The following is a 12,414-nucleotide window of genomic DNA, read 5'->3' on the forward strand; positions in this document are numbered from 1 at the left end:
CGTACGGGTTATCCGCCACACAGTGCACCCCCTAGTCCTGTACCTGGGAATCGTCAGCAGTGCCAGCCGACACTTGTTCAGCCAGAAGGTCATTCATGGCCTTCACTGTCGGATTCTGTCGGTCCGCGACTATCCGTCCGTCGGCAAAGACAAGCGCACGATCTGCGTAGGATGCGGCATAGGCATCATGAGTGACCATGATAACGGTCTGATTCAGCTCGCGCACGGAATCACGCAGGAACTTCAGAACACCAGTGCTGGAGGCCAGGTCCAAGTTGCCCGTCGGTTCGTCCGCAAAGACCAGACCGGGTTTGGTTATCAGCGCTCTGGCGATGGCGACCCGTTGCTGCTGCCCCCCGGATAATTCACTGGGAAGATGGTCCAGCCTCTCCGACAAACCAAGAGTCTCTACCAGTTGCTCCATCCACGAGCTGTCAGGCCGAACGCCGTCCAGTACCAGCGGCATGAGGATGTTCTGTTTGGCGGTGAACATAGGCAATAGGTTGAAGCTCTGGAAGATGAATCCCAGATGCCGTCTCCTGATAAGGGTCAGCTGACGGTCGTCCATTCGTGTCAGGTCGACTCGGCCGGCCTGGTCAATCGATGGATGGTGACGATCTCCGCTCTTCGGATGCAGAAGATCAGCGGCCATATAGACATGGCCTGAGGTGACAGTATCCAGACCAGCCAGAACGTGCATGAGCGTTGACTTGCCCGAACCTGAAGGTCCCATGATGGCCGTGAACCGGCCACGCTCGAAATTCACGTCGATTCCACGCAGGGCATGGACGGCGTTCGATCCTTGCCCATAATCCTTGGTCAGCTGTCTGGCACTGACAGCCGGCGGTCCCGCGACGCCTGGACCTGCTCTGTCGATCAACCCTTGTGAAGACGAAGTATCCGCTTTGTTCTGCATGGTGCTCCTTATCCGCGAGGAAACCTTTCTCCCGTCAGCTTCCGACCCTATGCGGCTATTAGCTGCCGCGATATGCTCCCTGGGAGCGATGAAGATAATCATCCTTACGGATGAGTGCGATGAAGAACTCCTCCTGTTAGGCTGACACCATCCAAACCAACGCGGGGCAACGGGGATAAACATTTGCGGAGTTGAAGAACATCATGTTCAGCACAAAAGACACGAGCCACAAGACATGCAACCATCGGACCAAGGGATTGAAACAGTTGCCTGGATTCCCGTGATTGACTACAGGAACACCTCAAGCAGCATCAAGGAAACCATCACCCGGCAGAATGAGTCATTCATTCCCGGCTTCAACCAAGATGCGCCTGGGTGAAGGCTGGCTTGTCGTCATTCCTCTGCTAGAGCCACGACCGGTGGAGTCCGGTTGACGCGTCTTGCAGGCAGGACGCTTGCCAAGATCGCGGCTACGAGCGCCACCAGCAGAATCACTATGCCTATGGTCCAAGGAATGGGGAAAGCCACCGTCCCCAGAGAGGAGAAAATCTCATAGGCTGCAGCCCAGCCGAAGAGCAGGCCCAGGATCATGCCAGACAAGGACGACACCAGAGCTATCGGTCCTGACTCCACAGCCAGGGACCGTCTGATCTGTTTCCGGGTCATCCCGATAGCCCGCAGGGTGGCGGACTCCCGTCGGCGTTCCAGCACCGAGAGGGAAAGCGTGTTGGCCACGCCAATCAGGGCGATGGCGACCGCCACCGCCAAGAGAGCCAGGATGATCATGAGCAAGCTGTCGATGGTCCGATCCCACTGCTGCTTTTCAGCCAACCCACCCTTGACGGCAACAGCCGAATAACCAGAAAGCGCGTCTTTTACCTTGTCGATGAATGCCGGGACTGTTGGTGAGCCATCGACCTTGGCCCAGATCTGCACGGTCTGCGGCTGAACGCCATTTAGCGAGGATGAGTCAGTCAGACCATAGAAATTGCCGGCATCAATCCCCTGGAAGGGCGCATAGACACTGGTCACAAAGAGTCTTTGAGCCACCGATGCGGATCCGCCATGAGCATCGCCTTGAATCGGGTTGAGAATGTTGAGCCCCAGATTCCCGCCGTCGTGAAAATCCTTCTGTTTGTCCATGAGGCTTTCCGGGAGCAAAAGGGCATCCTGTCCGGAAAGATCCTTGCCGACCTTGGCGTTCAGGAGACGATCGATCTTGTGTGAATCCAGGGCGAAAATAGTCATTCCCGCACCGTTCTCACCGCCTGATTTGACCATGGCAGCATACTGGGGCACCAGCTCGGCCTGCGCGACCCCTTCGATTCGTCGAATGGCGTTCAGAGCCTTGTCATCCAGGCCATCGGCGCTGATCTGCAGATCGACGGAGTAGTGCTCGTCCAGCATGTTGGCCATGGTCTGCTTGGCACTGGCGGCGCCCGTGGCCAGGGTGGCGACCAGTGTCACGCCGATTAGGAGGGCGGTACCCGTAGCCGCCACACGGGAATGATTCCGCGCGATGTTAGCCACGGCGATTGTGGACGAGGGCCCGATCCGAGAAACCAGGGACCCGACTCCCTTGAGGATGAAAGGAATCCAACGATTGGCACTGAACAGAATGCCCATGAAGGCAAGGACAATGCCGATGACAGCCATGGCAGCAACAATGTTCGGCCCGTCTCCGGATGTCTTGCTGGCCTTGTCTTCCGTGACACTGAGCCTGACCTGCCAGAGGGACCAGACCGTCATGGTGATGCCCAGCAGAATCATGACCACGCTGGCAAACAGACGCATCCTGCTCGTCCGCTTGTTCTCCAGAAGATCGGCAGGCCTCAGCGCCTCCAAAGGACTGACCCTGGTGGCGGCCCATGAGGAGCCCAGGGAGGCCAGGACCGTAACAATGATGCCGAAAACAAGAGGCACCAGGAAGACTGCCGGAGTCAGCTTCAATTGGAAGTAGAGGGAACTCGTATGAGCCTTGGCTACACCCAGAACAGCCATGATGCCGATGGCGACGCCAACCCCGATCAGGGATGCCACAGCGCCCAGGATGATTGAACGCATCAGAACACTGGCCCTGACCTGGCTCTTATTGGCGCCAATCGTCCTCAGGAGGGCCAAATAGCGACGTTGCCGAGCGACCATGACCTGGAAGGTGTTGGCGATGACGGTGGCAGCCACGAACATGGCCAGTGTGCCAAAGACCAGAAGGAAGGTGGTCACGGGGTTTTGGGAACCGCCGAGCGCGGTCTTGACCAGTCGGTCCTCCACGGTGTGACGGTCCTCTAGGGAATAGCCCGAAGGCATGAGCTTGCGCAGAGAGGCCAGAGCCCCATCGAGGTCGCTGCCCTGCCCGGCAACATTCAAGTATGCATTTTGGGCATACAGATTACCCATGTTGCCAAGGCCTGCTGTAGCCATAAAGTCATCTATGGTCTTGGGGGTCAGCACGATTGCACCGCCCGACTCGCCAAACTCGCCGCCCTCGTTCCCCCGGTTCGAACTGACGCCCGACAAGGTCAGGGGCTTCGATATGAACCTGCCCGCCACCTGGTCGGCACTGGCCTGATTTTTCGACCCATGGTCCTCGGATATGTACAGCATGTTAGGCGACAGATTCAGATTCACTCTGTCACCCAGGGAGAGCTTGAGCCTGGACACAGTCGGCCCGGGTAGGACCACTTGGTCGTCGGCACTGGGCCAGGATCCCTTGGCGAGACCGACCGGCATCAGCGATGAATCCGCCATAGGAATGGCAATCACGCTCTCGCTTTTGATTTTGCCGGCGCGGACATCCGCCATGAGCTGGGTGTCTGACCTGACTGCGTGAACGCCTGGGACTTTTGCCAGCTCCTCGGTTTTGAAGTCCTTCACTCTCTTCTGATCTGGATTGCTGCCTTCCGCGGGGATGATGGCGTAGTTGGCCTGGGCCGCATCGGATGAGACCATCTGCCGCATGGAAACGTCCATGGTGTTGCCGAAGAGGAAGATCATGGCAATAAACAGTGTTCCGACGACAATGGCGATGCCCGCGGGAACCATCATGCCCAGGTCATGCCGCATCATTTTTCTGGCGACGAACCACATGAGCATTCCCCTCAGCGATGAGCAGCTGAGCCAGCTGTAGCTGCGGAGGCCATGACTTCCTCGGAGAGCAGGGAGTTCATGGAATCCACAGTGGGTCTGTCCTGGTCTGCCACGATCCGCCCATCCGCAAATACCAAAGCCCGGTCGGCAAATGAGGCCGCAAAGACATCATGAGTGACCATGATGATGGTCTGCCCCAGCTCGCGGACCGAATCCCGCAGGAAGCTGAGCACTTCGGTCGATGAGGCCGTGTCCAGGTTTCCCGTAGGCTCGTCCGCAAAGACGATTGAAGGCTTGGTGATGAGGGCCCTGGCGATGGCCACACGCTGCTGCTGACCACCCGATAGCTCACTGGGCCGGTGGCTCAGCCTCTCCTCCAGGCCCAGGGTCTTGGCCAGAACCTCCAGCCAGGCTGTGTCTGGCTTGACCCCATCCAGGATCAAGGGCATAAGGATATTCTGCTTGGCCGTAAACATGGGCAGGAGGTTGAAGCTCTGGAAAATGAAGCCCAGACTCTGGCGCCTCAAGAGGGTCAGCTGATTGTCGTTGAGCTTGGTCAGGTCGACCACTCCCCTCCGCCCTCCACGACGGCTGGTCCGCTTGCCCTTCACCCCGGCGGCATCGGTCCCGTTCAGGTAGACATGTCCGGAGGTAACAGTGTCCAAGCCGGCCAAGGTATGCATGAGGGTGGATTTGCCCGATCCGGAGGGACCCATGATGACCGTGAACCTGCCCCGCTCGAATTCGACATCGACACCCCGCAGGGCATGGACCAGGTTCTCCCCACTCCCATAGTCCTTGGTCAATCCCTTGGCCCTGATGGCCACCTGGGCAATCTGCCTCGGTTTCCCCACACCGGACGACGGATCGGAAGACGACCTCGTCTTTGCTCCATGTTTCATGCCTCCATTTTACTCACCGCAACATTTCCGCCTGACCGGTCAGGTGGTGTCTGCGACTGGAAAGGGGTGAAGAGAGGGCACATACAAAGGCACCCATCGAAACGTAATGAGGTTTCGACAGGCACCTTGTATTTCTTCGCCTTCTCGGTCATATATCACGCATATACGGGACCAAGAAGGAAGTGTGATTGCCGGCTACTTGGCCAGACCGGACTCCTTCAGTGCCTGGAAGGCACCCTTGAGATCATCCAGAATATCCTCGATGTTCTCCGTGCCAATGGAGAGCCTGATGGTACCGGGATGGATGGCCTGATCCTCCAGCTCCTCCGGCGTCTCCTGGGAGTGGGTGGTCGATGCCGGATGGATAGCCAGGGACTTCACATCTGCCACGTTGGCCAGAAGGGAGAAGAGATGCAGGTTGTTGATGAAGACCCTGGCCGCGTCCTTGCCGCCCTTCAGATCGAAGGTGAAGATGGAGCCGGCGCCGTTGGGGAAGTAGCGCTTGTAGAGTTCGTGGTCAGGGCGGCCCTCGATGGCCGGATGGCTGACCGACTCCACCTCCGGCACAGTCTGCAGGTAATCCACCACCTTCAGGGCGTTCTCGACATGACGCTCAACCCTCAGCGAGAGCGTCTCGGTCCCTTGCAGGAGGAGGAAGGCTGCAAAGGGCGAAATGACGGCGCCGGTGTCGCGCAGGAGGATGGCGCGGATACGGGTGACGAAGGCCGCAGCCCCCAGATCCTGATAGAAGCGCAGACCGTGGTAGCTGGGGTCGGGTTCGGTCAAGGTGGGGAACTTGCCGGGCACTGCCGCCCAGTCGAACTTGCCGCCTTCCACGACGACCCCGCCCAGGGTGGTGCCATGGCCGCCGATGAACTTGGTCGCCGATTCCACGACGATGTCAGCACCGTGCTCCAGCGGACGGAACAGGTAAGGGGTGGCAAAAGTGTTGTCGACAATCACCGGCAGGTTGTGGTCATGGGCGATCTTTGAAATGGCCTCGAAGTCGGGCAGGTCGGCGTTGGGGTTGCCGAAGGTCTCGAAGAAGACCAGCTTGGTGTTCTCCTGGATGGCCGACTCGAAGTTGGCCGGGTCCGAAGGATCTACGAAGGTGGTCTCGACACCATCGCGGGGCAGGGTGTGCTTGAGGAGGTTGAAAGTGCCCCCATAGATGTTCTTGGAGGACACAATATGGTCCCCGGTCTGGGTGATGTTCCGGAAGGCATACTCCACGGCTGCCGCTCCCGAGGCCACGGCCAAACCGGCGGTGCCGTTCTCCAGGGCGGCGATCCTGTCCTCGAAGACCCCCTGGGTGGAGTTGGTCAGGCGGCCGTAGATGTTGCCCGGATCCTTCAAGGCGAATCGGGCCTCGGCGTGATCGAAGTCGTGGAAGACGTAGCTGGTGGTGGCGTAGATGGGCACGGCCCGGGAATCAGTGGCGGGGTCGGCCTGCTCCTGGCCTACATGGAGCTGAAGCGTCTCGAAATGGTACTTGTGCGGGTTCTGGTCGGTCATGTCGATTCCTATCTGTTGGTGACGTACGTCATCGGTCAAGTTCTTGATGTGACCATAAGCGGCCCAAGCCCACCTGTTCAAGCCGGAAAGGACTTTTCGGTATCGTCCTTTTTTATAACAGCTTCCAAAAGGTTGAAAGCGGGCCTTTTCCGTCTCGACATTGCACACGCGGAGGTACCCGTTTAACCCCTTCGCTGTAGAGTCGGGTAAGCAACGGAGAAGGCTCCGCTGCGAACAGCCTCAGCAGGCATGAAGGAGTTCAAAAGATGGCCGGACAGACGGACGATCAGAACAGGCTCTACCAGCGCGACAGCAAGTACATCCCCCGAGTCGCCGCTGTGCATGACATGTGCGGGTATGGCAAGTGCTCGCTGACGGCCGCCATCCCCATCCTTTCGGCAGCAGGATGCGACGTTTGCCCGGTGCCCACGGCCCTGTTCAGCGCACACACCATGTTCAAGGACTACACCTTCCACGACACCACCGAGATGCTGCCGGGATACCTGGACGCCTGGCAGAAGGAGGGCGTCGAGCTGGACGGGATCTACAGCGGGTTCCTGGGCAGCGCCGAGCAGGTCGACATCATCCAGCGCATGTATCGGGAATACCCCAAGGCCCTGCGGCTGGTCGACCCGGTCATGGGCGACGGCGGATCCATGTACCCCACCTACACCGAGGAGATGTGCCGGGCCGTGACCAATCTGGTCGATGGAGCCGACCTGCTCATGCCCAACCTGACCGAGGTCAGTCTGCTGACCGGCATCGACTACGAAGGCCAGGACCTTGACGATGCCCAGGTTGGCGAGCGTCTGGGCCTTCTGCTGGACATGGGCGCGAAAAACGTCATCATCAAGGGCATCGACCGGAAGGACGGCAAGCTGCGCAACTTCGTGGCCTCAGCGGATCATGGCGGTGTCAGCAAGCGCACTGAGCTGGTCCACGACAAGCTGCCCTTCATGATTCACGGAACCGGCGATGCCTTCGCCTCCAGCCTCTGTGGGGCGCTCTTTGCGGGACGAGGCCTGGCCGATGCCGCCCGGATCGCCGGCGAGTTCGTCCGCTCGGCCATGCAACACACACGCAATCAGCCCGATTATCAGCAGCGCGGGGTCAGCTTCGAGCTGGATCTGGGGCAAATGACCGCTCTGATGCAGGAGCGGTGAGCCCAAGCCCGGTGAAAGCGGCATAGGCGTCCAGGCATGTGTCAAGAGTGGGAGGCCAAGGTGGATGAATGGAATCCAGACCGCATAAATCACTGCATTTTGCCAGCCAAAGACCCGGTCGACAGGGTGACAAATCAGTCATAAAGATAAGTTGCTGACCACAGCAGATCGGAAGGCATTGCCAACGAATTCGCCGGCGGTGCCTTCCGGTCTCTGTTATCTCTTTGTTTCTGGTTCATTTAGCTGCCTACTGTCATGCCCTCCCTTGCTTCCTTGGTTTCTGTTCCCCTAGTTCGGCTTTACCTGGTCCTTTTTGCCCGGTTTCTACTTTACTTGGCACTGCTTTCTTCCGTCTCAGTTCTTCTTGCCTCTGTGGCCGCTGCCTGATACAGAAATGAATAGAATCGATACAGCGTCAGCATCGTCAATCCACTCGTTCATCCACTTTCGTGCGTGCAAAGGTTCATTCGACCACATGCCTGGTTCGACTAGTCGCCGACCTCCTTCCAGTGGTCTCCTAGAAACATGGACACACAAGCACTGACTAGACCAACCAATCTCCGCGCATTCATCAATGACAAAGACGACAGAACCGATGCTGACGCTATGATCGCAGACCCATCGGTCACACAGCCCATAAGCGCTCTGCCCGATTCCATAAGGTCCGTCGACAATCCAGAAACCATGCGCCCTGGGAGGACAAGGTTAGGCACAAGCAACGATGAATCCTTCGACATAGAGCTGGCGGATCTTGAACGACAGATCGGAGCCAGTGGCATAAACAGCCGAGAGCTAGGACGATTGGGCGAGGACTACGCCTGCCAGTGGCTGCGGCAACGAAATTGGAGAATCCTGGCCCGGAATTGGAGAAGCCGGTTCGGCGAGCTGGACATCATCGCCCTGGATCCCGAGGCGATTCTGGTCTTCGTAGAGGTCAAGACCAGGCGCACCGGTCGGTTCGGATCCCCAGAAGAGGCTGTCGGCCCGCGCAAGCAGACCCACCTGCGTCGCGCAGCAGTCCAATGGCTGATCAGCCACGACCGAGATCCCAGCGCGCGACATCGCGGCACCCGTTTCGATGTCATCAGTCTGTCAGTCAAGTCCGACCCTGGCAGAAACATTCATTCCGAGAGCCCTTATCCTTTGGCTTCCAGTCAGGCATCCACCGAGGCCGTCAGGGGATCCAACCGTTCGGGCAGGGGCGGCTGGAATCCGGGATCGGTCTTCCTCAGACACACCAGGGAGGCCTTCTGATGCGTCTTGGATCCGCTGAATCCGTGGGACTGATAGGCCTCAAGGCCTTTCTCATCCACGTACAGTCCTTCATCTCCCCTGGTCTGCCCTACTTCTCCATCATCGGTCTGCCGGACGCCTCCTTGTCGGAGTCGCGAGAACGGGTCAAATCCGCCTGCTCGGCCTGCGGATTCCGGTGGCCGCAGACCAGGGTCACCGTCAACATGTCCCCTGCTTCAAAACCCAAGCATGGCTCCTCACACGATCTGGCCATTGCGACCAGTGTTCTGGAAGCCGGCGGAGCGCTGCCGACGGAAGGCCTGGACCATACGGTCATCCTGGGCGAACTCAACCTGGACGGCACGATTCTGCCCATCAATGGCCTGCTGCCCATTCTGACTCAGGCCAGAGCTCAGGGAATCACACGGGCTTTCGTCCCCGCAGACAACCTTGACGAGGCCCGTCTGGTTCCCGATATAGAAGTCGTGGGACTGCGCCACCTGGGCCAGCTCATCCAGGCCTTGGGCGGGCAAAGCAGGGTTGCCGTACCTGAGTCAGACAGCCACAAGAACTCTGACAAACCGGCCGACATAGCGAGTGTGCACCCCAGGAACCCAGGTCATCAAGACAACTCCCCCGCCAATGCCGGCCCAACTCCCCCCAAGCCGGATATGGCTGACGTGATCGGTCAGGAGGAGACCAAGTGGGCCATGATGGTGGCTGCAGCCGGCGGTCACCACATGCTCATGGTCGGTCCCCCGGGAGCCGGCAAGAGCATGCTTGCAGAACGGCTACCCAGCATCATGCCCGCTCTGGATGCTGTTCAACAGTTGGAGGTAGCCTCCGTCCGATCCCTGTGCGGTACGCTGAGCCAGTATGGAATCACCGATGTGCCGCCCTTCGAGGCCCCACATCATACGATCTCCATGGCGGCCATGGTCGGGGGCGGCGCAGGACTGGCCACGCCCGGCGCCATTACCCGTGCCCATCGTGGCGTCCTCTTCATGGATGAGGCTCCGGAGTTCTCTCCAAGGGTGATCCAATCCCTGCGCGAGCCCCTGGAAATCGGACGAATCTTCCTGTCCCGCGCCAAGGGCAGCACCACCTTCCCTGCTCGTTTCCAGCTGGTCATGGCCGCCAATCCCTGCCCCTGCGGATACGGATACGGCACCGGCGAGCGCTGCACCTGCACGCCCCGCGAACGCCTCCGCTACTGGAACAGGCTGTCAGGACCCATCATGGACCGCATCGACATCCAGATCACAGTCCCTCCGGTGACCAACCCGGATTTCGACGACCACCGTCCACGCCAGCGCAGCGCCAAGATCCGCCAGCGGGTAACCCGCGCCCGCCAGGCGGCGAAAGAGCGTTTCCACAAGGAAGGCTGGACCTGCAACGCACAGATCAGCGGCGAATGGCTGCGCCAGAACACATCAGCCAAGGCACGTTCGGTCGTGGATCAGGCCCTGCACAAGCAACGTATCAGTCTGCGCGGAGCCGACCGAACCATGCGCCTGGCATGGACTCTGGCTGACCTGGACGGGCGGACCAGCCCCGGTGCCGATGATGTGACCACAGGCATCCTTCTCAGGACAAGGGCCGTATGAGATGTCCAAACCTTTGATGAGAACCATGCCCGCCGGTAAACCGCGACCGATGTCCATGGCTGAAAACGACTGGCTTGCCAGAGCTGTACTGACCCTGGCGGCAGACGGCCCCGATGCCTTCATGATTGCCTGCCTGCTGGGCTCGGACCAGGCTGCCGACCTGTGCCGAAATCTGATCGAGTTGGGAGCGCCGAATCAGTCGGAGAGCGGCAGTCCCCATGATGCTGCTCGTGTCAGTCTGGACGAACGCTTTCTTAAAGGGGCGGTTCGATGGGGACGGCAAACGAGCCCTGAGGACCTCACCCGGTTCCACAAAATCAGCAATTCCTGGCGAAAACGCCTGGCGCCCTTGCTGGCCATGGACACCGACCAGGTACGAACCATGATGACAGGTGGGGGCCAATTCTGGGTGATGACCCCAGATGACCCCTGCTGGCCAGGCCAGGTGGATGACCTGGCACGCCGCTCCGACTGGGCCCCTCCCCTCTGCCTGTGGGGACGAGGCAATCCTAAAACATTGATCTGCTGTGACCACCCCCTGGCCGTGGTCGGGTCCAGAGCCTGCGACGAGTATGGACGGTCCATCGCCCATCAGATCGCCAGACAGGCCGCCGGCCAAGGCCACCTGGTCGTCTCCGGCGGAGCCATGGGCACGGACGCCGCGGCCCACTGGGGAGCCCTGGCCGCCGGCGGCGGACGCACGGTGGCCGTTTTTGCCGGAGGCTTGTTGCATATGGGTCCCAAACGCAACAGCCGTCTGTTCGAGAACATTGAGGCAGATGGCGGCGCGCTGATCAGCGAGCTGCCGCCTGGCACCATCCCCGAGGCGCGTCGGTTCCTTCTGCGCAACAGGATCATCGCCGCCCTGGCCTCCGACATCGTTGTAGCACAGGCTCGTCACCGATCCGGTGCGCTGAACACCGCCAATTGGGGTGTGGAATTGGGCCGTCGCGTACTGGCTGCCCCAGGCAGAATCGACCAGCCGGAAAACAACGGCTGCAACCGGCTTATCCATGAAGGCAAGGCGGAGCTGCTCCTGTCGGCCTCCGACGTCCAAGACATCTGCCATCCCGCCCATGCACCTATCCACCCTGACGAGTCTGTTCAACAAGGAGCCGGAGTTTCAGCCAAAACCACCGAAGATCATGAGCATCAAGCAAGTAGACAACCCACGCAGCGCACACCGCCGCTTGACTGTGATTATCCGATCCAAACCACTCACGGCAATCAGCCGCTCCCAATCACACTCAAACAATCCGGCACTAATGGAGGTAGGCTTCCGACCCACTCTCAGCACAAAGAGCATCCTCCAACCCCGCCATCGAATCCAGGTAGGGACTGTGAATGTGAAAAAACTGACGACTTGCCTTTAACCAAGGAAGAGGCAACCGTGCTGGCGGCTATCCGTACCTGCCAGCGCTGGGGCGGTCCGCCCATGATGGGACAGCTTCGCGCTGAGCTGGCCAATCAGGGACATGAGCTCTCAGTCAGGCATCTGATGCAGCTGCTGGGTTCCCTGGAGATTTGTGGTCTGATCAGCCTGCAGAATGGATGCGTGGCAGCTGAAGACCAGAAGAATCAAGCCTTCCAGCGACAGCGATCCAAATCCACCACCCAGCCGTCCGCACCAGCCGATTCATCGCTGCGGGGAGGAACAAAATGAACGCCTTCATCCTCCAGCAGCTGACGCTGACGTTCAGGCCCGCCAAAAGCGAATCCAGGTGCCAGAGAACCATCGCGGAAGACCACGCGATGACAGGGAATCACCCCAGGTTCAGGATTGTCATGAAGCGCATAACCCACGAACCTGGCGTTGCGCGGATGGCCAGTCAGAGAGGCGACCTGACCGTAGGTGGCCACCTTGCCGCGAGGGATCCGCCTGACGACCTGATACACCTGCTGGGAGAAGGAAAGTTCGGTCATAAGACCCATTCTGCCCGCGCAAGCAGACATGGGCTGGAGGAGCCGCCGCTATCAATAGGTCGTGACAG

General features: G+C 59.6%; 9 protein-coding genes. 4 read left to right on the plus strand and 5 right to left on the minus strand.

The annotated features are described in order from the left end of the window. Positions 1 to 31 precede the first annotated feature (31 nt). The 4 genes from H3V04_RS03485 to H3V04_RS03500 form a co-directional block, all read right to left on the minus strand. On the minus strand, positions 32 to 916 hold the full coding sequence (locus tag H3V04_RS03485; protein ID WP_198187200.1) for an ABC transporter ATP-binding protein: 885 nt from the start codon (positions 914 to 916) through the stop codon (positions 32 to 34). 393 nt (positions 917 to 1,309) lie between these two features. Then, positions 1,310 to 4,003 (minus strand): ABC transporter permease, encoded by a 2,694-nt coding sequence (locus H3V04_RS03490; protein WP_198187201.1) that lies wholly within the window; start codon positions 4,001 to 4,003, stop codon positions 1,310 to 1,312. An 11-nt stretch (positions 4,004 to 4,014) separates the two neighbouring features. Then, positions 4,015 to 4,905, minus strand: a complete 891-nt coding sequence (locus tag H3V04_RS03495; RefSeq protein WP_232340680.1) for an ABC transporter ATP-binding protein — start codon at positions 4,903 to 4,905, stop codon at positions 4,015 to 4,017. Between the two features lie 195 nt (positions 4,906 to 5,100). Beyond that, positions 5,101 to 6,420, minus strand: a complete 1,320-nt coding sequence (locus tag H3V04_RS03500) for an O-acetylhomoserine aminocarboxypropyltransferase/cysteine synthase family protein (RefSeq protein WP_198187506.1) — start codon at positions 6,418 to 6,420, stop codon at positions 5,101 to 5,103. A gap of 266 nt (positions 6,421 to 6,686) precedes the next feature. Here H3V04_RS03500 and H3V04_RS03505 point away from each other — a divergent pair, with 266 nt between their 5' ends. The 4 genes from H3V04_RS03505 (at position 6,687) to H3V04_RS03520 (ending at position 12,086) form a co-directional block, all read left to right on the plus strand. Continuing rightward, on the plus strand, positions 6,687 to 7,583 hold the full coding sequence (locus H3V04_RS03505; protein ID WP_198187202.1) for a pyridoxamine kinase: 897 nt from the start codon (positions 6,687 to 6,689) through the stop codon (positions 7,581 to 7,583). Between the two features lie 606 nt (positions 7,584 to 8,189). Continuing rightward, entirely contained in the window at positions 8,190 to 8,837 is a 648-nt protein-coding gene (locus H3V04_RS03510; protein WP_232342443.1) for a YraN family protein, read from the plus strand. Then, complete coding sequence (locus H3V04_RS03515) at positions 8,837 to 10,423, plus strand: YifB family Mg chelatase-like AAA ATPase (protein WP_198177656.1); 1,587 nt, start codon at positions 8,837 to 8,839, stop codon at positions 10,421 to 10,423. Before H3V04_RS03510 ends, H3V04_RS03515 begins: the two co-directional genes overlap by 1 nt. A gap of 49 nt (positions 10,424 to 10,472) precedes the next feature. Next, on the plus strand, positions 10,473 to 12,086 hold the full coding sequence (locus tag H3V04_RS03520) for a DNA-processing protein DprA (RefSeq protein WP_198177655.1): 1,614 nt from the start codon (positions 10,473 to 10,475) through the stop codon (positions 12,084 to 12,086). Here H3V04_RS03520 and H3V04_RS03525 read toward each other — a convergent pair. Next, a complete protein-coding gene (locus tag H3V04_RS03525; protein WP_082067705.1) occupies positions 12,002 to 12,346 on the minus strand; it encodes an MGMT family protein in 345 nt (114 codons plus the stop codon). The genes H3V04_RS03520 and H3V04_RS03525 overlap by 85 nt on opposite strands. Positions 12,347 to 12,414: the final 68 nt, after the last annotated feature.

Source organism: Bifidobacterium sp. M0353, from assembly GCF_016100645.1.
Taxonomy (GTDB): Bacteria; Actinomycetota; Actinomycetes; order Actinomycetales; family Bifidobacteriaceae; genus Bombiscardovia; species Bombiscardovia choladohabitans.